29 protein-coding genes are annotated in these 25,585 nt (G+C 62.8%); 15 read left to right on the top strand and 14 right to left on the bottom strand.

Annotated elements, in window-relative coordinates; translation table 11 throughout:
- Positions 1 to 97: 97 nt before the first annotated feature.
- The 4 genes from HX881_RS31860 to HX881_RS31845 form a co-directional block, all read right to left on the bottom strand.
- Positions 98 to 775, bottom strand: coding sequence for a response regulator transcription factor (locus HX881_RS31860; protein ID WP_017124485.1), 678 nt, complete (start codon positions 773 to 775; stop codon positions 98 to 100).
- Positions 776 to 809: 34 nt separating this feature from the next.
- The gene (locus HX881_RS31855; protein WP_177088539.1) at positions 810 to 1,217 is read right to left on the bottom strand and encodes an SH3 domain-containing protein; all 408 of its coding nucleotides are present in this window, start codon (positions 1,215 to 1,217) and stop codon (positions 810 to 812) included.
- Between the two features lie 110 nt (positions 1,218 to 1,327).
- Positions 1,328 to 1,627, bottom strand: a complete 300-nt coding sequence (locus tag HX881_RS31850) for a YciI family protein (protein WP_017124483.1) — start codon at positions 1,625 to 1,627, stop codon at positions 1,328 to 1,330.
- Position 1,628: 1 nt separating this feature from the next.
- Complete coding sequence (locus HX881_RS31845; protein ID WP_177088537.1) at positions 1,629 to 2,225, bottom strand: septation protein A; 597 nt, start codon at positions 2,223 to 2,225, stop codon at positions 1,629 to 1,631.
- A gap of 84 nt (positions 2,226 to 2,309) precedes the next feature.
- Between HX881_RS31845 and HX881_RS31840 the strand changes: the two genes are divergently transcribed.
- The 7 genes from HX881_RS31840 (at position 2,310) to arfB (ending at position 9,648) form a co-directional block, all read left to right on the top strand.
- The gene (locus tag HX881_RS31840; RefSeq protein ID WP_017124481.1) at positions 2,310 to 3,176 is read left to right on the top strand and encodes a PHP domain-containing protein; all 867 of its coding nucleotides are present in this window, start codon (positions 2,310 to 2,312) and stop codon (positions 3,174 to 3,176) included.
- A gap of 13 nt (positions 3,177 to 3,189) precedes the next feature.
- Positions 3,190 to 3,819, top strand: coding sequence for an L-threonylcarbamoyladenylate synthase (locus HX881_RS31835; RefSeq protein WP_017124480.1), 630 nt, complete (start codon positions 3,190 to 3,192; stop codon positions 3,817 to 3,819).
- Positions 3,820 to 3,939: 120 nt separating this feature from the next.
- Positions 3,940 to 4,638 (top strand): segregation and condensation protein A, encoded by a 699-nt coding sequence (locus HX881_RS31830; RefSeq protein ID WP_177060501.1) that lies wholly within the window; start codon positions 3,940 to 3,942, stop codon positions 4,636 to 4,638.
- A gap of 11 nt (positions 4,639 to 4,649) precedes the next feature.
- Positions 4,650 to 5,672 carry an SMC-Scp complex subunit ScpB gene (gene scpB / locus HX881_RS31825; RefSeq protein WP_177088535.1) on the top strand — a complete coding sequence of 341 codons (1,023 nt, stop codon included), beginning with the start codon at positions 4,650 to 4,652 and terminating at the stop codon, positions 5,670 to 5,672.
- 155 nt (positions 5,673 to 5,827) lie between these two features.
- The gene (gene rluB / locus HX881_RS31820) at positions 5,828 to 7,036 is read left to right on the top strand and encodes a 23S rRNA pseudouridine(2605) synthase RluB (RefSeq protein WP_177088533.1); all 1,209 of its coding nucleotides are present in this window, start codon (positions 5,828 to 5,830) and stop codon (positions 7,034 to 7,036) included.
- 690 nt (positions 7,037 to 7,726) lie between these two features.
- Entirely contained in the window at positions 7,727 to 9,148 is a 1,422-nt protein-coding gene (locus tag HX881_RS31815) for an amino acid permease (protein WP_017124476.1), read from the top strand.
- Positions 9,149 to 9,234: 86 nt separating this feature from the next.
- Positions 9,235 to 9,648, top strand: a complete 414-nt coding sequence (gene arfB, locus HX881_RS31810; RefSeq protein ID WP_017124475.1) for an alternative ribosome rescue aminoacyl-tRNA hydrolase ArfB — start codon at positions 9,235 to 9,237, stop codon at positions 9,646 to 9,648.
- A 130-nt stretch (positions 9,649 to 9,778) separates the two neighbouring features.
- Here arfB and HX881_RS31805 read toward each other — a convergent pair whose 3' ends face one another.
- The 5 genes from HX881_RS31805 to HX881_RS31790 all read right to left on the bottom strand — a co-directional run bounded on the left by HX881_RS31805 (position 9,779) and on the right by HX881_RS31790 (position 12,958).
- The gene (locus HX881_RS31805; RefSeq protein ID WP_177088531.1) at positions 9,779 to 10,984 is read right to left on the bottom strand and encodes an MFS transporter; all 1,206 of its coding nucleotides are present in this window, start codon (positions 10,982 to 10,984) and stop codon (positions 9,779 to 9,781) included.
- A gap of 103 nt (positions 10,985 to 11,087) precedes the next feature.
- Positions 11,088 to 11,270 carry a hypothetical protein gene (locus HX881_RS31800; RefSeq protein ID WP_017124473.1) on the bottom strand — a complete coding sequence of 61 codons (183 nt, stop codon included), beginning with the start codon at positions 11,268 to 11,270 and terminating at the stop codon, positions 11,088 to 11,090.
- Between the two features lie 85 nt (positions 11,271 to 11,355).
- Positions 11,356 to 11,487: a hypothetical protein gene (locus HX881_RS33035; RefSeq protein ID WP_017124472.1), complete on the bottom strand. Its 132-nt coding sequence runs from the start codon at positions 11,485 to 11,487 to the stop codon at positions 11,356 to 11,358.
- 171 nt (positions 11,488 to 11,658) lie between these two features.
- The gene (locus HX881_RS31795; protein ID WP_042934633.1) at positions 11,659 to 11,973 is read right to left on the bottom strand and encodes a cupredoxin domain-containing protein; all 315 of its coding nucleotides are present in this window, start codon (positions 11,971 to 11,973) and stop codon (positions 11,659 to 11,661) included.
- A gap of 13 nt (positions 11,974 to 11,986) precedes the next feature.
- A complete protein-coding gene (locus HX881_RS31790; RefSeq protein WP_177088529.1) occupies positions 11,987 to 12,958 on the bottom strand; it encodes a metallophosphoesterase family protein in 972 nt (323 codons plus the stop codon).
- Positions 12,959 to 13,106: 148 nt separating this feature from the next.
- On the opposite strand from HX881_RS31790, the gene HX881_RS31785 reads away from it, so the two are divergent.
- Entirely contained in the window at positions 13,107 to 13,619 is a 513-nt protein-coding gene (locus HX881_RS31785) for a sigma-70 family RNA polymerase sigma factor (RefSeq protein ID WP_017124469.1), read from the top strand.
- Positions 13,612 to 14,379: an anti-sigma factor family protein gene (locus tag HX881_RS31780; protein ID WP_177088527.1), complete on the top strand. Its 768-nt coding sequence runs from the start codon at positions 13,612 to 13,614 to the stop codon at positions 14,377 to 14,379. Before HX881_RS31785 ends, HX881_RS31780 begins: the two co-directional genes overlap by 8 nt.
- Positions 14,380 to 14,546: 167 nt before the next feature.
- Here HX881_RS31780 and HX881_RS31775 read toward each other — a convergent pair whose 3' ends face one another.
- The 3 genes from HX881_RS31775 to phhA all read right to left on the bottom strand — a co-directional run bounded on the left by HX881_RS31775 (position 14,547) and on the right by phhA (position 16,993).
- Positions 14,547 to 15,743, bottom strand: coding sequence for an amino acid aminotransferase (locus tag HX881_RS31775; RefSeq protein WP_017124467.1), 1,197 nt, complete (start codon positions 15,741 to 15,743; stop codon positions 14,547 to 14,549).
- Positions 15,743 to 16,099, bottom strand: coding sequence for a 4a-hydroxytetrahydrobiopterin dehydratase (locus HX881_RS31770; protein ID WP_017124466.1), 357 nt, complete (start codon positions 16,097 to 16,099; stop codon positions 15,743 to 15,745). The genes HX881_RS31775 and HX881_RS31770 overlap by 1 nt, the downstream gene beginning before the upstream one ends.
- 102 nt (positions 16,100 to 16,201) lie before the next feature.
- Positions 16,202 to 16,993 carry a phenylalanine 4-monooxygenase gene (gene phhA / locus HX881_RS31765; protein ID WP_017124465.1) on the bottom strand — a complete coding sequence of 264 codons (792 nt, stop codon included), beginning with the start codon at positions 16,991 to 16,993 and terminating at the stop codon, positions 16,202 to 16,204.
- Between the two features lie 300 nt (positions 16,994 to 17,293).
- On the opposite strand from phhA, the gene HX881_RS31760 reads away from it, so the two are divergent.
- Entirely contained in the window at positions 17,294 to 18,850 is a 1,557-nt protein-coding gene (locus HX881_RS31760; protein ID WP_017124464.1) for a sigma-54-dependent phenylalanine hydroxylase transcriptional regulator PhhR, read from the top strand.
- Between the two features lie 90 nt (positions 18,851 to 18,940).
- Here HX881_RS31760 and HX881_RS31755 read toward each other — a convergent pair whose 3' ends face one another.
- Positions 18,941 to 19,663 (bottom strand): TylF/MycF/NovP-related O-methyltransferase, encoded by a 723-nt coding sequence (locus HX881_RS31755; protein WP_017124463.1) that lies wholly within the window; start codon positions 19,661 to 19,663, stop codon positions 18,941 to 18,943.
- Entirely contained in the window at positions 19,660 to 20,526 is an 867-nt protein-coding gene (locus HX881_RS31750) for a 2OG-Fe(II) oxygenase family protein (RefSeq protein ID WP_177088525.1), read from the bottom strand. The genes HX881_RS31755 and HX881_RS31750 overlap by 4 nt, the downstream gene beginning before the upstream one ends.
- A gap of 327 nt (positions 20,527 to 20,853) precedes the next feature.
- Here HX881_RS31750 and HX881_RS31745 point away from each other — a divergent pair, with 327 nt between their 5' ends.
- The 5 genes from HX881_RS31745 to flgJ are packed head-to-tail and all read left to right on the top strand — an operon-like array spanning position 20,854 to position 25,579.
- Entirely contained in the window at positions 20,854 to 21,594 is a 741-nt protein-coding gene (locus HX881_RS31745; protein ID WP_042934632.1) for a flagellar basal body rod protein FlgF, read from the top strand.
- A 46-nt stretch (positions 21,595 to 21,640) separates the two neighbouring features.
- Positions 21,641 to 22,426 carry a flagellar basal-body rod protein FlgG gene (gene flgG / locus HX881_RS31740; protein ID WP_042934631.1) on the top strand — a complete coding sequence of 262 codons (786 nt, stop codon included), beginning with the start codon at positions 21,641 to 21,643 and terminating at the stop codon, positions 22,424 to 22,426.
- A 53-nt stretch (positions 22,427 to 22,479) separates the two neighbouring features.
- The gene (flgH, locus tag HX881_RS31735; RefSeq protein WP_042934630.1) at positions 22,480 to 23,175 is read left to right on the top strand and encodes a flagellar basal body L-ring protein FlgH; all 696 of its coding nucleotides are present in this window, start codon (positions 22,480 to 22,482) and stop codon (positions 23,173 to 23,175) included.
- Between the two features lie 12 nt (positions 23,176 to 23,187).
- Positions 23,188 to 24,297, top strand: coding sequence for a flagellar basal body P-ring protein FlgI (locus tag HX881_RS31730; protein WP_042934662.1), 1,110 nt, complete (start codon positions 23,188 to 23,190; stop codon positions 24,295 to 24,297).
- A 13-nt stretch (positions 24,298 to 24,310) separates the two neighbouring features.
- Positions 24,311 to 25,579 carry a flagellar assembly peptidoglycan hydrolase FlgJ gene (gene flgJ / locus HX881_RS31725; RefSeq protein ID WP_177088657.1) on the top strand — a complete coding sequence of 423 codons (1,269 nt, stop codon included), beginning with the start codon at positions 24,311 to 24,313 and terminating at the stop codon, positions 25,577 to 25,579.
- The last annotated feature ends 6 nt before the right edge of the window (positions 25,580 to 25,585 follow it).

Here is a 25,585-nt window from a genome sequence, read left to right as displayed (position 1 = left end):
GTAAAGCTTGGGTAAAGAGGGGCTCGGGCAGAACTTACAAAGCCGTTTTGATCGTTCCCACGCTGGAGCGTGTGAGCGATCAATGATCATCGCTGGCTCACGGTGCGTAGTAATAACCGCGGCTGCGCAACGCGACGATCCGCGGGCGCCCGTCGGGATGCGGGCCGATCTTCTTGCGCAGGTTGCTGACGTGCATGTCCAGGCTGCGATCGTAGAGGGTCAGCTTGCGACCCAGGGCGATCTGCGCCAGTTCCTGCTTGTCCAGCGGTTCGCCGGGTTGCTGCAGGAGGGCTTCGAGCAGGCGGCTTTCGGAGACGGTGAGGGTGAAGTCCTGCTGATCGATGGTGACCACGCCCCGCACCGGACTGAAACACAGGTCGCCCAGTTCCAGCTGGCTCGACGTCGCGGTCGGGTGGCTGCGGCGCAGCACCGCGCGCAGGCGGGCGGTCAGTTCCCGGGGGTCGCAGGGCTTGGCCAGGTAGTCGTCGGCGCCCAGTTCGAGGCCGAGGATACGGTCCAGGGGTTCGCCGCGGGCCGAGAGCATCACCACCGGCAGTTCCGGGTGATCGCTGCGCAACTGCTTGAGCAGCTCGAGGCCGCTGCCGTCGGGCAGCATCACGTCCAGCACCACCGCCGCCGGGGCGCTGTCGGCCAGGGCCTTGCGGGCACTGAGGCCATCGTGGCAGGCACGTACCTGAAAGCCTTCCTGGCTCAGCCAACTGGTCAGGAGCTCGCACAGCTCCTGGTCATCGTCTATCAGTAACAGGTCGCTCATGAAGTTCTCGATAACAGATCGCCCGATGGCGCTCTCAATTCAACCATTGCCGGCGCTGTCTGCGCCCGCCACTGGCGAAGATACCGCAGAGCAGGGCCAGGAGTGCAACTCCCCCTCCGGTGACAAACCATTGCTGCTGGTCGGTCAGCAGGCGGGGAACAGGGTTGGCCTGTGCCTCTTTGAGTTGCAGCTTGAGGCGTTGGTTCTCCTGACGCAACCGGCTGAGCTGGGCGCTTTCACGCTCGGCGTCGGCGCTGGCCAGCTGCTTGCTCAGTTCTTCGCGCTGTCGCTCGCTTTCTTTCAGGCGTTGCTGCAAATCGGTGATCTGGCTTCCGGCGCTCAGGGACAGGGGCGTGGAATTGCCCGCGCCGCTTTCTTCAGCCTGGGCGATTGCCCCGATCGATAACATGACGCACAGCAGACACAACGGACCTTTACGCATCGGAAACTCCTGATTCCAATCGGTATTCAGAACGTTGTCGGCTGTCGAACGAGAATAATGAGCGATTGCCTGCGCGATGATCCCTGGCGGGGCATCGCGCCGGCGCCGGCTCAGGGCATTGATTGGCGGAATGGCTTGACCAGGACGTGGCCGTAGACGCCGGCGGCGACGAACGGATCGGCCTCGGCCCAGGCCTGCGCGGCTGCCAGGGACTCGAACTCGGCGACGATCAGGCTGCCGGTGAAGCCGGCGGCGCCAGGGTCGTTGCTGTCGATGGCCGGATGCGGTCCGGCGAGGATCACCCGGCCCTCGGCATTGAGCTGTTGCAGCCGCTCGATATGCGCCGGACGTGCCGCCAGGCGTTTTTCCAGGGAGTTCTCGACGTCGGTGGCAATGATTGCGTAGAGCATGTCAGTCCTCGGTTTTTGGCGTGGTGGGATCGGCGTCGTGCAGATGGCGGGACAGGTAGATACCCTGGCCGATCAGGAACAGCAGGGTCATGCCCAGGCTGCCGAATACCTTGAAGTCCACCCAGTACTGCTGGAAGGTGAACGCGACGAACAGGTTGGCCGCGCCACAGAACAGGAAGAACACGATCCAGGCGACGTTCAGGCGCGTCCAGACCGGGTCCGGCAGGTTCAGGGCATGGCCCATGATGCGCTTGATCAGCAGGCGGTCGCCGATGAAATGGCTGCCGGCAAAGGCCAGGGCGAACAGCCAGTTGACCACCGGTGCCTTCCACTTGAGGAAGGTTTCACTGTGGAAGGCCAGGGTCAGGCTGCCGAACACCAGGCAGGCGACCAGCGTCAGCCACTGGCTTTTCTCCAGCTTGCGCTGCTTGACGAACAGGGCGCCGTAGACCACCAGGGAACTGATGATCAGCACCGCCGTGGCGCTGTAGATGCCACCGACCGTCACATTGTTGCCGGCGATGTCGATGATGCGGGGTTCGATTTTATAGACGATGAAAAACAGGAACAGCGGGATGAAATCGATGAATTGTTTCACAGTGGCAGCCAGAAGCAGGATGTAGCGGCATAATAACAAACATACTTGCCAGCGAAAGCGCCACCTAGAGGTTATTCAGTTCCCGTGGAAATCGACCTGCACTGCCATAGCACGGCTTCCGACGGCGCCCTCGCGCCCGCGGTCCTGGTTGCCCGTGCGCACGAGAAAGGCGTGCGAGTCCTGGCCCTGACCGACCATGACACCCTGGAGGGCCTTGCCGAGGCCCGTGCCGCGGCGGATGCGCTGGGCATGCGGCTGGTCAATGGCGTCGAGTTATCCTGCACCTGGGGCGGCGCGACCATCCATGTGCTGGGGTACGGTTTTGATGTCAATGCGCCAGCGCTGGTCGAGGCCATTGCCAGGCTGCACGAGGGACGCTGGCTGCGCTCCGAGGAAATCAGCCGCAAGCTCGCCCTCAAGGGCATGCCCGGTGCGCTGGACGGCGCGCGGGCGATCCAGCAGGAGCTGGGCGACAGCGGCAATGCGCCGGCGCGCCCGCATTTCGCCGACTTCCTGGTCCGCGAGGGCTTCGTCAAGGACCGGGCCGAGGCTTTTCGCAAGTGGCTGGGGGCCGGCAAGCTGGGGGACGTCAAGCTGCACTGGCCGACCCTGGAGGACACCGTGGGCACCTTGCGCGCGGCCGGTGCCTGGGTCAGCCTGGCGCACCCCTGGCACTACGATTTCACCCGCAGCAAGCGCCGCAAGCTGATTGCCGACTATATTCAAGCGGGAGGCCAGGCACTTGAAGTGGTCAACGGGCACCAGCCGGCCGAGCAGGTCGGCAGCCTGGCGATCCTGGCCCGTGAGTTCGGGCTGCTGGTCAGTGCCGGCAGCGATTTTCATGGCCCTGGAGGCTGGTCCGAGATCGGTGAGTACCGCCCGCTTCCCGAAGATCTGCCGCCGCTCTGGTGTCGGTTCAAATATGACCAGCCAACAACCGCATGCGTCTGAACAGGTAGAAAATGTGAGTCAATTTTTCCAGATTCATCCGGAAAACCCGCAGGCGCGCCTGATCAAGCAGGCGGTGGAAATCATTCGCAAGGGTGGGGTCGTGATCTATCCGACCGATTCGTCCTATGCCATTGGCTGCCAGATCGGCGACAAGAATGCGGTCGAGCGTGTGCGGCGGTTGCGGCAACTGGATGACAAGCACAACTTCGCGCTGATCTGTGCCGACCTGTCGCAACTGGGCCTGTTCGCCAAGGTCGACACCGGCCTGTTCCGCCTGCTCAAGGCTCATACGCCAGGGCCCTACACCTTTATCCTGAATGCGACCCGGGAAGTGCCGCGGCTGCTGCTGCACGCGAAAAAACGCACCATCGGCCTGCGTATCCCCAGTCATCCGATTGCCCTGGCGCTGCTGGCCGAACTGGGCGAGCCGCTGATGAGCGTGAGTCTGATCATGCCCGGCGACAGCGATCCGATGATCGATCCCTACGAGATCCGCCAGTTGCTCGAACATCAGGTCGACCTGATCATCGATGGCGGCTTCGGCGGGATCAAGGCGTCCACCGTGATCAATCTGGCCGATGGCGAGCCGGAAGTGGTCCGGGTCGGTTGCGGCGATCCGGCTCCCTTCATGGTCGAGGCCTGAATGTCCGCTGTTGAAACGGTCGACAGCCAGGCCGGAGCGCAGCAGGAACTGCCCTTTGCCATGGTCTATGGCCAGGCGGTCATGGAAATGCCGCTGGACCTGTATATTCCGCCAGATGCGCTGGAAGTCTTCCTCGAGGCCTTCGAAGGCCCGCTGGACTTGCTGCTGTACCTGATCCGCAAGCAGAACATCAATATCCTCGACATCCCGGTGGCGGAAATCACCCGCCAGTACATGGGCTATGTCGAGCTGATGCAGTCGGTGCGCCTGGAACTGGCGGCCGAATACCTGGTGATGGCGGCCATGCTCGCCGAGATCAAGTCGCGCATGCTGCTGCCGCGTTCGGCCGAGGTCGAGGAGGAAGAGGACGACCCGCGTGCCGAACTGATCCGTCGCCTGCAGGAATATGAGCGGTTCAAGGCGGCGGCCGAAGGCATCGATGAATTGAGCCGGGTGGGCCGCGACGTCGTCGTGCCCAAGCTGGACGCCCCGGAAGCGCGGGCGCGCAAATTGCTGCCGGACGTCAGCCTGGAAGAGGTCCTGCTGTCCATGGCCGAGGTGCTGCGTCGTGGCGACATGTTCGAAAGCCATCAGGTCAGCCGTGAGCAACTGTCGACCCGCGAGCGCATGAGCGATGTGCTCGATCGGCTCAAGGGCGGCGGTTTTGTGCCGTTTGTCGAGCTGTTCACCGCCGAGGAAGGCAAGCTCGGCGTGGTGGTGACCTTCATGGCGATCCTCGAGCTGGTCAAGGAATCCCTGGTCGAACTGGTGCAGAATGAGCCCTTCGGGGCGATCCATGTGCGGGCCCGAGCCGAATAACGAGCGAATCAATGAACCTGACTGAACCCCGCGAGCTGGCTCCGCTGCTCGAAGCCTTTCTGCTGGCCTCGGGAAAGCCGCAATCCCTGGAGCGTCTGTACGAGCTGTTCGAGGAAACCGAGCGTCCCGAGCCGCCGGTCTTCAAGAAAGCCCTGACGCTGCTCGCCAAGTCCTGCGATGGCCGCGCCTTCGAACTCAAGGAGGTGGCTTCCGGCTATCGCCTGCAGATTCGCGAGAAGTTCTCGCCCTGGGTTGGCCGGCTCTGGGAAGAACGCCCGCAGCGTTATTCCCGGGCGATGCTGGAAACCCTGGCGCTGATCGCCTATCGCCAGCCGATTACCCGGGGTGAGATCGAGGACGTGCGCGGGGTGGCGGTCAACAGCCAGATCGTCAAGACCCTGCTGGAGCGCGAATGGATCCGGGTGGTCGGTTATCGCGAGGTGCCGGGCAAACCGGCGATGTTCGCGACCACCAAGGCCTTTCTCGACCACTTCAACCTGAAGAACCTTGATGACCTGCCGCCGCTGGCGGAACTGCGCGAACTGGAGCCGGACCCGGTGCTCGATTTCGAGGATGCGCCGGTGCCCGAAAGCCTGCAGGCCCTGGCCGACGCCAGCGCCGATCCGGAGGCGGTGGAGGAGCTGAAGGAAGAAACCAGCTTCCATACCCTGCTGCTGGAACTGGACTCGATGGAGGAGGGCATCAAGACCGACTTCGACGACTTGCTCAGGGATGGCGACAGCCCGCTGCCGAGCGGGGAGTTCCAGGAAGAACCCGGCCTGGAGCTGCCTGGCGAGGGCGAGGAAGCGCAGGCCGTCGAGACGCTCGATGAACCGCAGCCCGAGCAGGATTCCGACGAACTGCCCGATGAGCCGGAGGAGGATCTGGTCGGTGCCGCCGAAGCCCGCGAGCGCCTGCTGGCCGCGGTCGCCGCACTGGACGCCACCGCCCGGCCCGGGTTGAGTGACGAGGAGGCGGAAGCCCAGGCCCTGGCCGAAGCCATCGAGAACGAACGGCGCCAGTGGGAAGACTGATTGCCGCGACGGGGTGCGCCGACAAACTGCTACTCTGTGATGCGCGAAGCCGCGGATCCGCGTATGATTCGCGACCCTTCGACGATCCCATCGTCCAGAACAGGTTTTTTATCTCTTCAGGCCAGGCCTGAATCGACACACCGGGAGGTGCCCAGATGAGTGACAACGATCAGAAAGACAGCCAGGAAATCGGCCCAGCAGGCGAAAAACTGCAGAAGGTCCTCGCCCGTATCGGCGTCGGCTCGCGCCGCGACGTGGAAGGCTGGATCAGCAAAGGCCGGATCAAGGTCAATGGCAAAGATGCCACCCTTGGCCAGCGTGTCGACCTGCACGACGCCATCACCATTGATGGCAAGGTCATCAAGCGCGAAGAAGCGGCCGAATCGGTTCGCCGCGTGATCATGTACAACAAGCCCGACGGCGAAATCTGCACCCGTGACGACCCGGAAGGGCGCCCGACCGTGTTCGACAAGCTGCCGCGTCCGAAAGAAGGCCGCTGGATCAATATCGGTCGTCTGGACATCAATACCACCGGCCTGCTGATGTTCACCACCGATGGTGAACTGGCCAACCGCCTGATGCACCCGTCCTACGAGATGGACCGTGAATACGCGGTGCGTGTGCGTGGCGAAGTCGATGACGAGATGATCGAGCGGCTCAAGGCCGGTGTGGTTCTCGAGGATGGCCCGGCGAAGTTCACCGACATCCAGCAGGCGCCGGGTGGCGAAGGCTTCAACCACTGGTACCACTGCGTGGTGATGGAAGGTCGCAACCGCGAAGTCCGTCGTCTGTGGGAATCCCAGGGCCTGGTGGTCAGCCGCCTCAAGCGTGTGCGTTTCGGCCCGGTGTTCCTGAATTCCGACCTGCCGATGGGCCGCTGGCGTGAAATGACCCAGTACGAGGTCGATATCCTCAGTGCCGAGGTCGGCCTGACGCCGGTGGCGATGCCGCAACTGAACGCCAAGAGCAAGGACAAGCTGGAGCGGATGCAGCGCAAATCCTCGCGTCCGATGGGCAAGACCGAGCGTGTGCGCACCTTGCGTCCGGCCAACGGTGCGGCGGCTGGCGCCGAGCGCACTTCGCGCGAGCCGCAGATCGAAGGCGAACGTCCGGCCCGCAAGCCGGCCCCTCGCCAGGATGGTGAGCGTGCACCTCGTGCTCCGCGTCCGGCAGGCCGTGGCGAGTCGCGCGGGACACCGGTGGCGGATCGCCCGGTGGACAGCAAGCGTCCGGCCAAGCCGGCACCGAAGTCCAAGCGTCCTGGCATCAGCCTGGTGGACAAGGACGCCCCGTCGGGCAAGCGCCGTGGCGCCCCGGCCGGTTCCGGTCAGCGTCCAGGGTTCGGGCGGCGCAAGCCTGAATAAGCGCCCGGCGCCTCGCTGGAATAAAAAACGCCAATCATCGGATTGGCGTTTTTTTTTGCCTGGACGCTTGCGCCTCTGGAGGGGGCAAACGAGGAATCAGCGACGGCGGGAGCCACCATTCGTCAATTTGCCGGCAACTTTCCTGGCGGGCCTGGGTGGAAAAATTTCGTTACGGAGTGTCAGGCAATACTGACGCATTTGTCAGTCGAACCCCCTGGAATCAGCCGTTCCGGCGCCCCGTAAGGAATAGTTGCCGAGCGTCCGGGCGACCGGGCTTTTTCCTCCGGTCTGCCCCCTTGTTCCCCGACACCGGTCGCGGTGTGATGCGCCCATGCCTGCCGGTGCTGGCCTGGCGGTGTACAATGCGCGGCGTTTTAACTGTGACCCAACTGCGTATCCACGCATTTTGTGCTGTCCGGTGGCTGCCTTGCGATGCCCCGAAGGCCAATACACTCAAGGCTATCCGCCTTGTTCACTCCATCGCGCCACAAGCGTGATGGGTTCGATTTCGTCACAGATAAAAACAAACAGGTGACGCATGACCCGTACTATTTCCCGCAACTGCTGCCCTCCGAATGCCTGGCGTCCATGCCGTGGCCTGGTGTGTGTCTCTCCGGTTTCGTCTATCACCTATCGCTGATACCTCGACGCCCAACGAACCTCATCAAACCTTGCGTGAGACCCTTTGTAATGAGTGGATCCATCCCCCCTTCGGGCGAGCTGAAACGCGGCCTGAAAAATCGCCATATCCAATTGATCGCCCTCGGCGGCGCCATCGGCACGGGCCTGTTCCTCGGTTCCGCCGGGGTGCTGAAATCCGCCGGCCCGTCGATGATCCTCGGCTACGCCATCTGTGGCTTCATTGCCTTCATGATCATGCGCCAACTGGGCGAGATGATCGTCGAGGAGCCGGTGGCCGGTTCCTTCAGCCACTTCGCCCACAAGTACTGGGGCGGCTTCGCCGGCTTCCTGTCGGGCTGGAACTGCTGGATCCTGTACATCCTGGTGGGCATGTCGGAGCTGACCGCGGTCGGCAAGTACATCCACTACTGGTGGCCGGACGTCCCGACCTGGGTCTCGGCGGCGGCTTTCTTCGTGTTGATCAACCTGATCAACCTGGCCAACGTCAAGGTCTTCGGTGAAGCGGAGTTCTGGTTCGCAATCATCAAGGTGGTGGCCATCGTCGGCATGATCGCCCTCGGCAGCTACCTGCTGGTCAGCGGTCACGGCGGCCCGCAAGCCTCGGTGAGCAACCTGTGGGAGCACGGCGGGTTCTTCCCCAATGGCGTCAGTGGCCTGGTCATGGCCATGGCGATCATCATGTTTTCCTTTGGCGGCCTGGAGATGCTCGGCTTTACCGCGGCAGAGGCCGACAAGCCGAAAACCGTGATTCCCAAGGCCATCAACCAGGTGATCTACCGGATCCTGATTTTCTATATCGGCGCACTGGTCGTGCTGTTGTCGCTGACGCCGTGGGACAGCCTGCTGACCACCCTGAACGCTTCCGGCGATGCCTACAGCGGCAGCCCGTTCGTCCAGGTGTTCTCGATGCTGGGCAGCAACACCGCCGCGCATATCCTCAACTTCGTGGTCCTGACCGCGGCGCTCTCGGTGTACAACAGCGGCACCTACTGCAACAGCCGCATGCTGCTGGGCATGGCCGAGCAGGGCGATGCGCCGAAGATGCTGGCCCGGATCGACAAGCGCGGCGTGCCGGTGCGTTCGATCCTCGCTTCGGCACTGGTGACCTTCGTGGCCGTGGTGATGAACTACCTGATCCCGCAGCATGCCCTGGAGTTGCTGATGTCGCTGGTGGTCGCGACCCTGGTGATCAACTGGGCGATGATCAGCTACTCGCATTTCAAGTTCCGCCAGCACATGAACCGCACGCGGCAGACGCCGCTGTTCAAGGCGCTCTGGTATCCCTACGGCAACTATGTCTGCCTGGCGTTCGTGGTGTTCATCCTCGGCATCATGCTGATGATCCCGGGTATCCAGATCTCGGTGTACGCGATTCCGGTGTGGGTGGCGTTCATGTGGGTCTGCTACGGCATCAAGAACAAGCGTAGCGCCCGGCAGGCCTTGCTGGCGGCAGAACCGTCGCTGAAGTAGGTCATTGTCGTATCCAGCGAACCCGGCCCTGTGCCGGGTTTGTTATTTCGGTATCCTGAACGCCCTGATGTCGGACGCATTTCCCCATGCTGGTGATTTCCAACAACGTGCACCTGCCGGATGCCGAGATCGAGCTGACGGCCATCCGTGCCCAGGGCGCCGGCGGGCAGAACGTCAACAAGGTGTCCAGCGCGGTGCACCTGCGCTTCGATATTCCGGCCTCGTCCCTACCGCCGTTCTACAAGGAGCGCCTGCTGGCCTTGCGTGACAGTCGCATCACCGGTGACGGGGTGATCGTGATCAAGGCCCAGCAGTACCGGACCCAGGAGCAGAACCGCGCGGACGCCCTGGAGCGCCTGGTGGAGTTGATCCTGGCGGCGACCAGGGTCGAGAAGAAGCGTCGTCCGACCAAGCCGACACTGGGTTCGAAGAAGCGCCGACTGGAGACCAAGAACCAGCGCGGCGCGATCAAGGCCGGGCGCGGCAAGGTCGATTTCTAGATTCGGCCAGCCTGTGGGAGCTGGCTTGCCAGCGAAGAGGCCCCTGAGGCAGGTAGTGATCATCCGACCGCCATCGCCGGCAAGTCGGCTCCCACAGGGTTCAGGGAGCTCTTGAGAGCGGCGGCCAGATTCAGGTCTTGTCCCGCAACGCGCGCTGTTTGGGGGTCTGGCGGTAGAGATAAGCGCTCAGCAGCAACCCGCAAAGCGCGGCCAGCGCGGCGAACAGGAAGATCGAGGCGAAGCCGAAGCCGGACGCGATCGCGCCCACCAGCGGCCCGGTGATGCCCAGGGACAGGTCGATAAACAGCGAATAGGCCCCCACCGCCGCGCCCCGGCTGGAAGCCGGCACCAGGTTGACCGCCTCGACCCCCAGCGCCGGGAAGACCAGCGAGAAGCCGAAGCCGCTCAGCGCCGCACCGGCCAGGGCCCAATGGGCATCCGGAGCCAGCCATAGCAGCAACAGGCCGAGGGTTTCCACCGACAGGCAGGCAATCGCCACCCGAAAGCCGCCGAGACGGTTGATCAGGTTGCCGAACAGCAGCCGCGCGCCGATAAAGCTGGCGCCGAACAGGCTCAGGCAGAGGACGGCGTTGCTCCAGTGCTGGGTGGCGTAATACAGGGTGATAAAGGTTGCGATGGTGCCGAAGCCGATGGAGCCCAGCGCCAGCCCGGTGCCGTGGGGCAGGACGCGGCCAAGCACATGCAGGAACGGCAGGCGTTCGCCGGCAACGATCGGCGCGGCCTGTTTTGGCCATGCCAGCAGCAATCCGAGGCTGGCCAGCAGCAGGATGCTGACCCCCATGCTCCACAATCCCAGCTGGTTGACCATCAGTACCCCCAGTGGCGCGCCGACGGCGAGGGCGCCATAGCTGGCGATACCGTTCCAGGAGATCACCTTGGCGGTGTTCTGCGCCCCGACCCGGCCGATGCCCCAACCAATCGCGCCGGAGCCCACCAGGCTTTCGGCGCTGCCCAGGATCAGCCGGCCGATAAGCAGGCTGATCAGGCTCAGGGTCGGCCAGTCGTGGAGAAAGCTCGGCAGCAGCATGAAGATTCCGCTCAGGCCGCAACCGGCCAGGCCGTACATCACCGCGGGCTTGCTGCCCAGGTTATCGATGACCCGACTGGCATAAGGGCGACTGAGCAGGGTGGCGAGGTACTGCACGCTGATCACCAGCCCGGCGATGACCGCGCCGAAGCCCAGTTCGCTGTGGACATAGCCCGGCAGCACGGCCAGCGGGATGCCGATGTTCAGGTAGCCGATAAAGGTAAACAGGACGATGGAGACAACTTGCAGCGTGACCGCGAGGGGACGCTGGGTTTCTGGCGAAGGCAAAACGGGCACCCTGACAGCGAAGAAGAAAGATAGGTTGCTTATGATAGCGGCGGGAGGCGGCTTGCAGGGCGTCTAATCGAAAAAAATACCGGGCGGTGAGCGCTCAGGATTGGGCGGGTGCCAACAGCCGGGTGGTGACCAGGGCGGCCAGGGCATTCTCCTGGTTGCCGAAACGGGCGAGCAGGACGGCCTGTTTTTCCGGGCTGAGGTTGTTCCACAGCTCGATCATCTTTTCGGCGGTGCCGATCAGTACGCTGGCTTGGGTTTCGTCGAAAGTGTCGGTCACGGCGTGGTCCGGGGAGCGATGGCTGTGTCTGGCTGTGTGAAAAACACCGAGGGCGGTTTTTCACACGGCCAGCGTTCCAGGCGTTTCAGTCTTTGCTGTCGGCCTTGAGGCTTTCTGCGGCCTCGGTCTTTTCAGGCTGTTGGGCACTGGCTTGTTGCGGGGTTTTCTGCTCAGTCTCGTGCAGGCTTGGGAAGGGGAAGTTGGGTATCTCGTGCATCGTCGTCGCTCCTCGCAAGGTCTGTTTTTTAAATCGCTGGGTAGATCCGCGCTTTTAAAAAGCCTGGGCAGGATACAGCAGTACAAATGACAGAAAGATTTTTTTCGCCCCCGTTTGACGCCCATTCGTCAGCCCCCGAACGGCGCAGGCCGCTACGTCGGCTCCCCCCCTTCAGGGGCTGACGATTATCCTGCCAATCATCTGCGGATGCAGGGCGCAGAAGTACTCATAGGTGCCCGCCGTCTTGAACTCATAGGAAAAACTGTCGTTGGTGTCCAGAGCGCCCGAGCGGAACAGCTTGTGGGTTTCGGCCACCGTATGGGGGACCTGGTCGTCGTTGACCCAGGTCACCCGGGTGCCGGGCGCGACGGTCAGGTCCTTGGGCCCGAACATGAATTCCTTGATATCGATTTTCACTTCCTGTGCCCACACCGGGATCGAGAGCGCCAGGCACGCCAGGACCAGCCCCTGCAAAAGTCTTTTCATTCGCCTGTTCTCCTCAGATCAGTGTCGAGTCAATCAGCGCCAACGGGTGGGCGCCTTGTGTCGCGCGGATATCGGTGATCCCAAGATAATTGCGCAACTGGTCGGCGGCGACTGTCATCGGTCCCGGTGACGGCGCGGCTCCCGGCGCCGGTTGCGGGTAGGCGGTACCGCGCGCGGTGTGAAAGGTGATATTGCCTTCGACCTTCTGGATCACCTGGTGGATATGGCCGTTGAGCACGGTCACCGAGCCATATCTGCGCAGCAGGGCAATGGCTTGGTCGCCGTCCTCGGTCCCCCAGCCCCAGGGCTGGTAGATGGTCCACAACGGAATATGGGTGAACACCACGATCGGCGTGCTGGTCGCCACCGCGCGCAGGTCATCGGCCAGCCAGGCGAGTTGGTCGGCGCCGAGGTTGGCCTCGTGGCCGGCCTGGAAGTTGAACACGTTGACCAGCGCGATGAAGTGCACGCCATGGTCATCGAAGCTGTACCAGCCATTGCCCCTGGTGCCCTTGCCGTAGCGCTGCAGGTAGAGCTGGCCGCCACCCTCGTCGAGGGTGTCGTGTTCGCCCGGTACATAGTGCACGGTTGCGGGCAGCGCCTTGAGCAGTTGCGCGGCGGTGTCGAACTCCTCGGGCTTGCTGAGGTGGGTGATATCCCCGGTGTGGAGGATCAGTGATGGCCGCCTGGGCAATGCGATGACCTTGTCTATGGCCACCTGCAAGGTTTTCACCGGCTCGGGATTGGCTTCCTTGTTGAAACCGATATGCGAATCGCTGATTTGCACGAAGTGAAAACTCGCGGCCAGCGCGGCCGGGTCCGTGGGTTGGCCGTTCTGGTCCAGGGCAAAGGCGCGCGGAATCCCGCCGCTCAGCGCCCAGAGAACGCCGGCGCCGGCCCAGGCCGAGCATTTGAGCAGGCTCCGGCGGGCGGGGTCGAGCGGGCCGTCGGTACGTTTGTCGTGGGGTATCGGGTGCAGGTCCATGGGAACGCCCTCGCTGGCGGTCTACAGTGATTGAGCTCACATCTGTAAAACCGGGCGGCGCGGGGCTTTATTCCAGAAAAAAAGAAAATTCTTTCGGGAATAAAACACAACCTTTCACCGTTACAGGAACAAAGGTATCGGAGCCACTATGACGCGATTCGAGGCGCTGTTCGCGCCGCATCTGGATGCGGCCTATAACCTCGCGCGCTGGCTCACCGACAGTGACAGCGCTGCGCAGGATGTGGTCCAGGAAAGTGCCTTCAGAGCCTTCAAGTTCCAGCACCGCTTTGTCGACGGCAATGCCAGGGCCTGGTTCCTGACCATCGTGCGCAATGAAAGCTACAACTGGCTGAGGACTTCGATGGGCGCGCGCTGGGTGGCCATCGACGAGGAGTGGCTGCAGGACGATCCGGCGCTGGCCGATGTGCACGGCCCCGAATCCAGGATCGTCCAGGCCCAGGCGACCGAGCAGGTCCGCCAGGCGCTGCTGGCGCTGGCACCGGTGTTTCGCGAAGTGATCGTCCTCAAGGAGTTGGAAGACATGCCCTACAAGGACATAGCGAGAATCGTCGATATCCCCTTGGGCACCGTCATGTCACGGCTGGCCCGGGCCCGCGCGATGCTCAAGCGCGAACTGCTGAAGTTGCACCCTTATGAATGACCTCGACTGCAAGACCTGTGAGGTGTTGATCCATGGCTACCTCGACCATGAACTGGATGCGGCGACCACGACGCGGGTGGCCGGGCATCTGGCGGCCTGCGAGCAGTGCGCGCGACGGCATGAGCAGGCTCGTCAATTGATCGACGATGTCAGGAAGCGAGCGCCTTATTACCGTGCTCCCGAGGCCTTGAACCTGAGCCTGCTGGGCGCTGCCCCGACGCGCCCTTCGGCGGCAGCGGGTTTCATGCAGGGACTGCGGGCGTTATCGGGGCGCTGGTGGGCGCCGGCGTTTTCGACCCTGGCGTTGAGTCTCGCGGTCATGCTCTACGTGGTGACGCCGTCCGCCGAGCAACCCTGGCTGGATGAAGCGGTGTCCAGTCATGTGCGTTCGCTGATGGCCGAGCATTTGAACGATGTGGTGTCTTCCGACCGGCATACGGTGAAACCCTGGTTCACTGGCAAGCTCGATTTCGCGCCACCGGTCTTCGACTATGCGGCCCAGGGGTATCCGCTGCTGGGCGGGCGACTGGATTACCTGCAACACCAGACCGCCGCTGCGCTGGCGTATCGGCATGCCAGGCACACCATCAACCTGTTTGTCCTGCCGACAACCGAGTCTGATCGGGCGCTGGAGAGCCTGTCTTTGCGGGGATACAACGTGGTGGCGTGGCGACGCGATCATCTGCGCTTCATCCTCGTCTCGGATCTGGAGAAGGGCGAGCTGGAGGCCTTCGGGAAGCTGATCGAAAAGGGGTCGTGACTCCGTTGGGCATCAAGCCTGGTCTGATCGCGAGGGCACGATTGAACCGGTAGGAGCCGGCTTGCTGGCGATGCAGACACTGCGGTCCTTCAGACAGATCGCGTTATCGTTCATCGCCAGCAAGCCGGCTCCCGCAGGACCGGGTCCGGCCAGAGCCTGTCGTTGTGTCAGTCCTTGCACACCGCCGCAATCGCCTGTGCCAATGCATCCAGACGCGTCGCGTCGATACCGGCGACGTTGGCGCGTCCGGAGCTGACCATGTAGATGCTGTACTCGTCGCGCAGGCGCTTGACCTGGGCAGGCGACAGACCGGTGTAGGAGAACATTCCGCGCTGCACGCCGATATGCGCGAAGCGTTCCGCCAGGCCATGGGGCTGGAGGGCTTCGACCAGGCCGCTGCGCAACTGCGCGATCCGCAGGCGCATGGCTTCCACTTCGTCGGCCCACAGGCTTCTCAGCTGGGGATCGGCAAGGATGGTCATGACCACCGCCGCGCCATGATCCGGCGGGTTGGACCACAGGTTGCGCGCCACGGCGGCCAGTTGGCTACGGACATCCAGCAGCTTGTCGGCGTCGGCGGTGCAGACGATCAGGGCGCCGGTGCGCTCGCGGTACAGGCCGAAGTTCTTCGAGCAGGAACTGGTGATCAGCACTTCCGGCAGTTCCCGGGCGAACAGGCGCACGGCCCAGGCATCCTGCTCCACGCCATCGCCAAAGCCCTGGTAGGCGAAGTCGATCAGCGGCAGCAGTTCGCGGCGGCGGACGATATCCAGCACCTTGTACCAGTCGTCGTGGGACAGGTCGAAACCGGTCGGGTTGTGGCAGCAGGCGTGCAACAGCACCACGTCGCCCCGGGGCGCCTGCTCCAGGGCGGCCAGCATGCCCTCGATGTCCAGGCGGTTGTCGGCGTCGACGTAGGGGTAATGGCTGATCTTCAGGCCGGCGGCGGCGAAGATGGTTTCATGGATCGGCCAGGTCGGATCGCTGAGCCAGATGCCGCGCCCGGGCAGGCAGTGGGCGATGAAGTCCGCGCTCAGGCGCAGGGCACCGGTGCCGCCCGGTGTCTGGGTGGCCCCGACACGCTGGCCGGCGATCAGCGGCGAGTCGGCGCCCATGACCAGTTCGGTCAACAGGCTGCCGAAACGCAGGTCGCCATGGCCGCCGATATAGGACTTGGTCATCTGCCCGTCCACCAGCTTCTGCTCGGCCAGCTTGACCGACTGCAGGATCGGCGTCAGGCCCTGGGCGTCCTTGTAGACCCCCACGCCGAGGTCGAACTTGGCCGGGTTGGGGTCCTGGGCATAGGCCTCCAGCAACCCGAGAATCGGATCGCCAGGGACGCGCGCGATGGCGGTGAAATGCATTATTTACGGCCCTCGGCGGATTTGCTGACCTCGTCAGTGCGTGCCGCCATGATGAAATCGTTACGGTGCAGGCCCTTGATCGAGTGGCTCCACCAGGTAACGGTGACTTTGCCCCATTCGGTCAACAGGCCCGGATGATGGCCTTCGGCTTCGGAGATTTCGCCGACGGCATTGGTGAAGGCCAGGGCGAACTTGAAGTTCTTGAACAGGTAGACCTTCTCCAACTGCATGATGCCGTCGCGAACTTCGATATTCCAGTCCGGAATCTGTTTGATCAGCACCGGCAGTTCTTCATCGCTGACCTGTGGGGCATCGGCGCGGCAGGCTTCGCAGTGGGCTTGGTTCAAGGTGTTCATGGTGTATTCCTGTGGCTCGTTTTTGTTCGGTGGACGCCACCCGCCCATGCTCGGTGAAAGTGCGCGGGCGAGAAAGGCTCAGGTAATGGCAAAAGCCGCGGATCAGGCAGCCTTGGGTTTGGGTGGGAATTTCGGGGCGTGCAGGCCCAGCTTCATCCCTTGCTCGACCATGCCCATGATGTCCTCGTGGGCCAGGTCGAACAACCGCTTGAGGTTCGGCAGCGTGAAGTAGATCGGCTGCAGGATGTCGATGCGATACGGGGTGCGCATGGCTTCCAGCGGATCGAACGGTTGATGTTCGGGCGTATCGGACAGGCTGTACACCGTCTCCTTGGGCGAGGAGAGGATGCCGCCGCCATAGATGCGCCGGCCCTGCGGGGTGTCCACCAGGCCGAACTCGATGGTCATCCAGTACAGGCGCGCCAGGTAGACCCGTTGTTCCTTGCTGGCCTGCAACCCGAGCTTGCCGTAGGTGTGGGTGAATTCGGCGAACCAGGGGTTGGTCAGCAGCGGGCAGTGGCCGAAGATCTCGTGGAAGATGTCCGGTTCCTGCAGGTAGTCCAGTTCTTCTTCGGTACGAATGAAGGTGGCCACCGGAAACTGCTTGTTGGCCAGCAACTCGAAGAAGGTCTGGAAGGGGATCAGGGCCGGTACCCGGGCCACCTGCCAGCCGGTGGTGGCCGCCAGGACGGCGTTGATTTCGCTCAACTGCGGAATCCGGTCATGGGGCAGGCCGAGCTTTTCGATGCCGTCCAGGTATTCCTGGCACGCGCGGCCCTCGATCACTTTCAACTGACGGGTGATCAGGGTGTTCCAGACCGCGTGTTCGGCGGCCGGGTAGTCGATAAACCCTTGCGCATCGGGCTCTCGAGCCACGTATTGCGTCTGCTTCATACAGCTCTCCTGCTAGAGGGATCGTTCTTGTTATGTCCAGCGTTATCCCTAGTGTTGATCCGCGCCGGCAGGAAATGCATCGGGGGTGGGGGCCAAGCTGGCGAGCCTCGGGTGGTTAAATCGTAAAGTATTCGTTACGAATATCGGCTTTTGTCGAGATGACGGGGCTTGCGCGGGGTGACGAAGTGGATATCCGTCACGTAATCTTTACGAAAAACTGCAAGGCAACGAAAAAAATTGCCTGGAATCGGGCGGAAGAACCCCCGCGATGCAGTCCCGACCACCTTCCTGGGTCTTTCCATGCGTATCAAAGTGCATTGCCAGAACCGCATCGGCATCCTTCGCGACATTCTCAACCTGCTGGTGGACTACGGCATCAACGTGGCCCGGGGCGAGGTCGGCGGTGACCAGGGCAATGCCATCTACCTGCATTGCCCGAACCTGATCAATCTGCAGTTCCAGGCCCTGCGGCCGAAGTTCGAGACCATCGCCGGTGTGTTTGGTGTGAAGCGGGTCGGCTTGATGCCCAGCGAGCGCCGGCATATGGAACTCAACGCGCTGCTGGGGGCGCTGGAGTTCCCGGTGCTGTCCATCGACATGGGCGGCTCGATCGTCGCGGCGAACCGGGCGGCGGCCCAACTGCTCGGCGTGCGGGTCGACGAGGTGCCGGGGATTGCCTTGTCCCGCTATGCGCCGGATTTCGACCTGCCGGAACTGGTGCGGGCCAACAAGTCGCGGATCAATGGCCTGCGGGTCAAGGTCAAGGGTGACATCTTTCTGGCGGATATCGCCCCCCTGCAATCGGAACATGACGACAGCGAGGCGATGGCCGGCGCGGTGTTGACGCTGCACCGGGCCGATCAGTTGGGGGAGCGGATCTATAACGTGCGCAAGCAGGAGTTGCGTGGATTCGACAGTATCTTCCAGAGCTCGCGGGTAATGGCGGCGGTGGTGCGCGAAGCCCGGCGCATGGCGCCGCTGGATGCGCCGCTGTTGATCGAGGGCGAGACCGGTACCGGCAAGGAACTGCTGGCGCGCGCCTGTCACCTGGCCAGTCCGCGAGGCCAGGCACCGTTGATGGCGCTCAATTGCGCGGGGTTGCCGGAGTCGATGGCCGAGACCGAGCTGTTCGGCTATGGGCCTGGCGCCTTCGAGGGCGCACGCGCGGAAGGCAAGCTCGGGCTGTTGGAACTGACGGCCGGCGGCACGCTGTTTCTTGATGGCGTCGGCGAGATGAGCCCGCGCCTGCAGGTCAAGCTGCTGCGCTTTCTGCAAGATGGCGGTTTCCGCCGGGTCGGCAGCGACGAAGAGGTTTATCTCGATGTGCGGGTGATCTGCGCCACCCAGGTCGACCTGTCGGAACTGTGCGCCCGGGGCGAGTTTCGCCAGGACCTGTATCACCGTCTCAATGTGCTGTCGCTGCACATCCCGCCCCTGCGCGAATGCCTGGACGGACTGACGCCCCTGGTGGAGCACTTCCTCGACCAGGCCAGCCGGCAGATCGGTTGCCCGTTGCCGAAACTGGCACCGGCGGCCATGGAGCGCCTGAGTCATTACCACTGGCCGGGAAACGTCCGGCAATTGGAGAACGTGCTGTTCCAGGCGGTTTCGCTGTGTGACGGCGGTTTGGTCAAGGTCGAGCATATCCGCCTGCCGGACTACGGCGTACGCCAGCCCCTGGGGGACTTTTCCCTGGAGGGCGGGTTGGACGAGATTGTCGGGCGGTTCGAGAAGGCGGTGCTGGAGCGCCTGTATTCGGAGCATCCGAGCAGTCGTTTGCTGGGCAAGCGGCTGGGGGTTTCCCATACCACCATTGCCAACAAGCTGAAGGCCCATGACGTTGGCAAGCACGAGTAGGCCGGTGTGGGGGCGAAGCTTTCAGCAGCCTCGGGGGGGGGCTCTCTCGCGAAGCCGCTCCGCCCCACACCAATCAGATCCTCATGTCGATCAGATGTGGAAGTAACCCACGCATGAGTCAAACGGCAGGCGCTTGAGTTCGATCTTGTTCATGTCGAACACTTCGCGCAGCGCCTTGGTTTCGCCCGGGAAGTTGCGGTAGGCGACTTCGTCGAGAACCACGATGGCGCCCTTTGGCATGTACGGCAGGAAGGTTTCCAGCGCGACCTTGGTCGGCTCGTACAGGTCGGTGTCGAGGATCAGCATGGCCACTACCAGGTCCGGACGGGTCTTGACGAACTCCGGCACGGTCTTGCAGATGTCGCCTTTCACCAGTTCGCAGCGTGGGATGCGATTGACCGGGCGCAGCAGGTCGTTGGCATTGATCATGTCCTGGATCAGCGACTGGTCGGTATCGGAGAACATGGTCTCGTTGATATCGGCCGGGTCTTCGTCCTTGTTGATGCTGGTGAAGCCTTCGAAAGTGTCGAAACCGACGATCGAGCGGTTGATCGCGTAGGGTTCGAGGATCATCGACAGGTGCATGTAGAGCATCAGCGAGTTGCCCTTGTACACGCCGCACTCGACGATCGCGCCAGGGATATCCATGACCTTCTTGAACAGCTCCATGCGCGATAAGGCGGCGGTCACGTTGATGCGGTTGGCGAAGACGAACGGTGCATCGGCCACATACTCGGCATCGACCCGCTTGAGTACACCGGCACGGGTTTCGTTGTATTCGGCTTCGGCAGGCGTGAGGCGGCGCTTGGTCATTGGTAGATTCCTTGGAAATTCGAGAAGTCGTGGGCGTGGAAGTAATCTTTGAAGCCGGCCCCGACGTCCGGGCAGGCGCTGTCGACGTTCGGCGCGCCGCGCTTGTGCAGCAGGTCGTCGAGGTGCATCAGGCGGAAGTCCACGCTGAAGCGGGTCTGCTCGGTGTAGTTGGGCACGGTGCCGTGCAGGTGGGAGCCGGAGAAGGTCAGCATCTCGCCGGTGTTGCCGGCAATCCGGACTTCCGACGAACCGTCGATATCGCCCAGTGGCACGGGGTGCACGCGGACCTCTTCGGTCAGGTTGTCCTTGGCCTTGTGACGCTGGTTGTTGATCCAGTCGTTCAGGCTCCAGTCCTTCGAGGTGTTCAGCACCGGCTTGTCGAAGTAGGCGGCGTTGATCATCATCGTCTGTTCCGGCGCGATGGTGTAGACCGGCATCCAGGTGTTGATCTGGCAGTCGACGCTGCCATACCAGGTATCGCGGTGCGGCTTGTAGGCGTAGCTGACACCGGCGTGCAGGTAATTGTAATTGGGGACGACCCGCAGGCGCGGAACGTCAAAAATGTATTCGCGCGGGTCGAGGCCGATCTCATGGATGAAACCGAGGATCAGGTCCTTGACGCGCTGGCTGTTGGTGAACTGGCCCTTGAGGCGGGTCACCCGGCTGACGAACTCTTCGACGGCCATCATCTTGTGCAGCGACTGGTGATCGGTTTCACCGTCGAACGCTGCCGTGATGCTTTCCTTGGCGAAGCCACAGAGTTCCCTGGTCGCCGCCAGTTGGGTGTCCAGGAATACCGATCCTGAATAGATGGCTTCTTTGAAGTCGGCCTTTTTCTGTAGCTGGTTGATGTACAGGTTCACGGTAGCCCTCCTGAATACTCTGGCTGATCTAGGTGTCGGCAGCACCTTGGCAAACTGAAATCAGTCACTTGCTGCTGGGGCTTGCAAGGTCCGTTCCCGATCGGCGCTTTAATGCTTGATCGATGTGTAACCCGACTGATACTTGCCGCCAGCGGCATAACTCCGCCGTTTTTTCGTCTCCAGCCGGCATGCGCAAAACCCATGTTTGTTGCCCGGGCCCCGGCCCTGTTGGGTTGTGTTGTTCAAAAAACAAGTTGGTGCAGAAATTGCTAGGGCTCTCGCAGTACAGCGGTGGGCGGCAAACGTCCGTCAGAAAGAGGAAAGACTGTGGACAAGTACCTTTACGTGGCAATGACCGGCGCCAGCCAGAATGCTCTGGCGCAAAAGGCTCATGCCAACAATCTGGCGAACATCTCTACCAGCGGCTTTCAGCGTGACCTGGAACAGGCCCGCTCGATGCCGGTGTTCGGTGACGTCTTTCCGGCGCGCGCGTTTGCCATGTCCGAGCGGCCGGCAACCGACTTCTCTCCGGGCGCGATGCAGGAAACCGGTCGTGATCTGGACGTGGCCGTGGGCGGCGACGGCTGGGTGGCGGTGCAGGCTCCCGACGGCAGCGAAGGCTACGTGCGTACCGCGAGCATGAATATTGACGCGCTGGGCGTATTGCGCGCCGGCAACGGCATGCCGGTGATGGGCAATGCCGGGCCGATCGCCGTGCCGCCCGAGTCGAAGATCGAAGTGGGCGAGGATGGCACCATCAGTATCCGCGCCATGGGTGAGGGCCCGCGTGTGGTGGCGGTGGTCGACCGCATCAAGCTGGTCAACCCGGACCTGAAGAACATGACCAAGGGCCTGGACGGGATGATCCATACCAAGGACGGCCAGCCGGCGGTGGTCGATGCCAACGTCAAGCTGGTCTCCGGTTTCCTCGAGGCGAGCAACGTCAATGCCGTCGAGGAAATGACCTCGGTGCTGGCCTTGTCCAAGCAATTCGAGCTGCATATCAAAATGATGAACACCGCCAAAGACGATGACCAGGCAATGGCTCGGGTCTTGCAGATCAGCTAATCACCACAACGTAGCGCCGTAAAACAGGCGCGCGAAGGAGAACAGAATGCTTCCGGCACTATGGGTTGCAAAAACAGGTTTGGCGGCGCAAGACACCAACCTGACCACCATTTCCAACAACCTGGCCAACGTCTCGACCACCGGCTTCAAGCGTGATCGCGCCGAATTCCAGGACCTGCTGTACCAGATCAAGCGTCAGCCTGGCGCCCAGTCGACCCAGGACAGCGAACTGCCGTCCGGCCTGCAACTGGGTACCGGTGTGCGCATCGTCGGCACGCAGAAGAACTTCGCTGCCGGCAGCCTGCAGACCACCGACCAGCCGCTGGACATGGCGGTCAACGGACGCGGTTTCTTCCAGATCCTGCAGCCGGACGGCACCACGGCCTACACCCGTGACGGTACCTTCCACCTGGACAACAACGGCCAGATCGTCACCGCCAGCGGCTTTGCCCTGGAGCCGGCGATCGTGATCCCGAACAATGCCCAGACCTTCACCGTGGGCAAGGACGGCACCGTATCGATCACCGTCGCTGGCAACCCGGCTTCGCAAGTGATCGGCAACCTGCAGACCGCTGACTTCATCAACCCCGCCGGCCTGCAGGCCGTGGGCGGCAACCTGTTCCTGGAAACCGCCGCCAGCGGCGCGCCACAGGTCGGTACGCCGGGGCTCAACGGTTTCGGTACCACCGAGCAGAGCACCCTGGAAACCTCGAACGTCAGCACCGTGGAAGAGATGGTCAACATGATCACCACCCAGCGTGCCTACGAAATGAACTCCAAGGTGATTTCCACTGCCGACCAGATGCTCTCGTTCGTCGCGCAGAATCTGTAATCAAGTCTATGAGGCGGCCTGAGGGTCGCCTGCAACACCGTGAGGTAAGGGTCATGAATCGGTTGTTTTCTGTTCTCGCGCTGAGTGGGATTGCTGCGCTGGCAGGGTGCGTGAGTCCGCCGCCCAAGCCCAACGACCCCTACTATGCGCCGGTGTTGCCGCGCACCCCGTTGCCGGCGGCAGCGAACAACGGTTCGATCTACCAGGCCGGTTTCGAGCAGAACCTGTATGGCGACCGCAAGGCATTCCGGGTCGGTGACATCATCACCATCACCCTGAACGAGGCGACCCAGGCGAGCAAGAACGCCAACTCCAACCTGTCGAAGAAAAGCGCCACCAACATCGGCCTGACCTCGCTGTTTGGCAGCACCCCCAATACCAACAACCCGTTGGGCAGCGGTGACCTGAGCCTGAACGCCGGCTACAGCGGCACCCGTGCCACCGACGGTACTTCCAAGGCCGGCCAGAGCAACAGCCTGACCGGTTCGATCACCGTCACCGTGGCCGACGTATTGCCCAACGGCATCATCGCGGTACGCGGCGAGAAGTGGATGACCCTCAACACCGGCGACGAGCTGGTGCGGATTGCCGGCCTGGTCCGGGCTGACGACATCGCCACCGATAACACCGTACCGTCCACCCGGGTGGCCGATGCGCGCATCACCTATTCGGGGACCGGCTCCTTCGCCGATACGAGCCAGCCGGGTTGGTTCGACCGTTTCTTCCTCAGCCCGCTCTGGCCTTTCTAGGTGCCGATGACCATGTTCAACTTCAAGCATCTGATGGCGGCTGTGCTGCTGATGTCCACTGCCTTCGGTGTCCAGGCCGAGCGGTTGAAGGACATCGCCAGCATTTCCGGCGTGCGTTCCAACCAGTTGATCGGTTATGGCCTGGTGGTCGGCCTCAACGGTACGGGTGACCAGACCACCCAGACCCCGTTCACCCTGCAGACCTTCAACAACATGCTGTCGCAGTTCGGCATCAAGGTGCCGCCGGGTTCCGGCAACGTGCAGTTGAAGAACGTCGCGGCGGTCTCGGTCAGTGCCGACCTGCCGGCTTTCGCCAAGCCGGGCCAGGTGGTGGACATCACCGTTTCTTCCATCGGCAACTCCAAGAGCCTGCGAGGCGGTACCTTGCTGCTGACGCCGCTGAAGGGGATCGACGGCAACGTCTACGCCATCGCCCAGGGCAACCTGGTGGTGGGTGGTTTCGACGCCGAGGGCCGTGACGGCTCGAAGATCACCGTCAACGTTCCGTCGGCCGGTCGTATTCCTGGCGGTGCCTCCGTCGAACGTGCGGTACCGAGTGGTTTCAACCAGGGCAACAGCCTGACCCTGAACCTCAACCGCTCCGACTTCACCACGGCCAAGCGCATTGTCGACAAGATCAACGACATGCTCGGCCCTGGCGTGGCACAAGCCATCGATGGCGGCTCGATTCGTGTCACCGCGCCACTGGATCCGAGCCAGCGTGTCGACTACCTGTCGATCCTGGAAAACCTCGAGGTCGATCCGGGGCAGGCGGTGGCGAAGGTCATCATCAACTCGCGCACCGGCACCATCGTGATCGGCCAGAACGTCAAGGTCTCGCCGGCGGCGGTGACCCACGGCAGCCTGACGGTGACCATCACCGAGGACCCGATCGTCAGCCAGCCGGGCCCGCTGTCCAATGGCACCACGGCCGTGGTCCCACGCTCGCGGGTCAATGCCCAGCAGGAAGCCAAGCCGATGTTCAAGTTCGGCCCTGGCACGACCCTGGACGAAATCGTCCGGGCGGTGAACCAGGTGGGAGCGGCGCCGGGCGACCTGATGGCGATCCTCGAAGCCTTGAAACAGGCCGGCGCGCTGCAAGCCGACCTGATTGTGATCTGAGGCCGTTTCCATGGTGGATATTCGCAAGAGCGGGATCGTCAGTACCAGCGACTCGGGGGCCTATACCGACCTCAATCGCCTGAACAACCTGAAGGTCGGCGATCGCAACAGCGACGGCAACCTGCGCAAGGTCGCGCAGGAATTCGAGTCGCTGTTTCTCAGCCAGATGCTCAAGTCCATGCGTTCGGCCACCGAAGTGCTGGGCCAGGACAATCCGCTCAATACCCCGGCGGCCAAGCAGTACCAGGAAATGTATGACCAGCAACTGGCGGTGACCATGTCCCGCCAGGGTGGTGGTATCGGTCTGGCCGATGTCTTGATGCGCCAGATGTCCAAGGAAAAATCCTCGCGGCCATCCGACAGCGGGCTCAAGGCCGGACCGCCTGCGGACGCGATCGAGAAACCGGTCGAGACACCGATTGCCGCGGGCACCGCGACGGCGACGCCAGGTTCGCCGTTCGTGCGTTCCAACGGCCAGCATGTGTTGTGGGCGTCACGGGTCGGCACGCAGAACACTGCCGACGGCACGATGCGCAACGATGTCGCCAAGCTCAACGCGCGACGCCTGGCATTGCCGAGCAAGTTGGCGGATCGCCTGCTGGCCGGGCTCGTCCCGTCGGTGGATGGCGCCCAGGCCGCGCAGGCCAGGAATGTCCTGCCGCAACGCACGCCTGCCGCTGGCGATGGCGTGGTCAATGGTGACTGGCTGGCCATGCCGACCGGGACCATGCAGGTCTACGGGCGTGCCGTGGCCCAGCCGCCGCTGGCACCGGCCAAGCGGGCGTTCAGTTCCCAGGATGAATTTGTCGCCACCATGCTGCCCATGGCGCAGCAGGCGGCCCAGCGCATCGGTGTCGATCCGCGTTACCTCGTGGCCCAGGCGGCCCTGGAAACCGGCTGGGGCAAGTCGGTCATGCGCCAGCAGGACGGCAGCAGCAGTCATAACCTGTTCGGCATCAAGACCGGCAGCAGCTGGCAGGGGCCGCAGGCCCGGGCGATCACCAGCGAATTCAGGAATGGGCAGATGGTCAAGGAGACGGCGGACTTCCGTTCCTACGCGTCCTACCAGGACAGCTTCCACGATCTGGTGACGATGCTGCAAAGCAACAATCGCTATCAAGATGTGCTGAAGTCGGCCGATAACCCAGAACAGTTTGTACGTGAGCTGCAAAAGGCCGGGTATGCAACCGACCCGGACTACGCCAGCAAGATTTCGCAAATAGCAAAAACGATGAAGAGCTACCAGAACTACGCTGCGGCGGGCGCTTCCACGAATTTATAAGGTCTG

This window comes from Pseudomonas gingeri, from assembly GCF_013386115.1.
Lineage (GTDB): Bacteria > Pseudomonadota > Gammaproteobacteria > Pseudomonadales > Pseudomonadaceae > Aquipseudomonas > Aquipseudomonas gingeri.
The sequence above is the reverse complement of the archived record's forward strand: the minus strand, read 5'-3'. Positions and strand labels throughout refer to the sequence as shown.

Excerpts from the sequence above, each read along its gene's own strand:
- HX881_RS31860 (WP_017124485.1), bottom strand. The coding sequence starts at position 775 with ATGAGCGACCTGTTACTGATAGACGATGACCAGGAGCTGTGCGAGCTC.
- HX881_RS31855 (WP_177088539.1), bottom strand. The coding sequence starts at position 1,217 with ATGCGTAAAGGTCCGTTGTGTCTGCTGTGCGTCATGTTATCGATCGGG.
- HX881_RS31850 (WP_017124483.1), bottom strand. The coding sequence starts at position 1,627 with ATGCTCTACGCAATCATTGCCACCGACGTCGAGAACTCCCTGGAAAAA.
- scpB (WP_177088535.1), top strand. The coding sequence starts at position 4,650 with ATGAACCTGACTGAACCCCGCGAGCTGGCTCCGCTGCTCGAAGCCTTT.
- rluB (WP_177088533.1), top strand. The coding sequence starts at position 5,828 with ATGAGTGACAACGATCAGAAAGACAGCCAGGAAATCGGCCCAGCAGGC.
- HX881_RS31815 (WP_017124476.1), top strand. The coding sequence starts at position 7,727 with ATGAGTGGATCCATCCCCCCTTCGGGCGAGCTGAAACGCGGCCTGAAA.
- arfB (WP_017124475.1), top strand. The coding sequence starts at position 9,235 with ATGCTGGTGATTTCCAACAACGTGCACCTGCCGGATGCCGAGATCGAG.
- HX881_RS33035 (WP_017124472.1), bottom strand. The coding sequence starts at position 11,487 with ATGCACGAGATACCCAACTTCCCCTTCCCAAGCCTGCACGAGACTGAG.
- HX881_RS31795 (WP_042934633.1), bottom strand. The coding sequence starts at position 11,973 with ATGAAAAGACTTTTGCAGGGGCTGGTCCTGGCGTGCCTGGCGCTCTCG.
- HX881_RS31790 (WP_177088529.1), bottom strand. The coding sequence starts at position 12,958 with ATGGACCTGCACCCGATACCCCACGACAAACGTACCGACGGCCCGCTC.
- HX881_RS31785 (WP_017124469.1), top strand. The coding sequence starts at position 13,107 with ATGACGCGATTCGAGGCGCTGTTCGCGCCGCATCTGGATGCGGCCTAT.
- HX881_RS31780 (WP_177088527.1), top strand. The coding sequence starts at position 13,612 with ATGAATGACCTCGACTGCAAGACCTGTGAGGTGTTGATCCATGGCTAC.
- HX881_RS31775 (WP_017124467.1), bottom strand. The coding sequence starts at position 15,743 with ATGCATTTCACCGCCATCGCGCGCGTCCCTGGCGATCCGATTCTCGGG.
- HX881_RS31770 (WP_017124466.1), bottom strand. The coding sequence starts at position 16,099 with ATGAACACCTTGAACCAAGCCCACTGCGAAGCCTGCCGCGCCGATGCC.
- phhA (WP_017124465.1), bottom strand. The coding sequence starts at position 16,993 with ATGAAGCAGACGCAATACGTGGCTCGAGAGCCCGATGCGCAAGGGTTT.
- HX881_RS31760 (WP_017124464.1), top strand. The coding sequence starts at position 17,294 with ATGCGTATCAAAGTGCATTGCCAGAACCGCATCGGCATCCTTCGCGAC.
- HX881_RS31755 (WP_017124463.1), bottom strand. The coding sequence starts at position 19,663 with ATGACCAAGCGCCGCCTCACGCCTGCCGAAGCCGAATACAACGAAACC.
- flgG (WP_042934631.1), top strand. The coding sequence starts at position 21,641 with ATGCTTCCGGCACTATGGGTTGCAAAAACAGGTTTGGCGGCGCAAGAC.
- flgH (WP_042934630.1), top strand. The coding sequence starts at position 22,480 with ATGAATCGGTTGTTTTCTGTTCTCGCGCTGAGTGGGATTGCTGCGCTG.
- HX881_RS31730 (WP_042934662.1), top strand. The coding sequence starts at position 23,188 with ATGTTCAACTTCAAGCATCTGATGGCGGCTGTGCTGCTGATGTCCACT.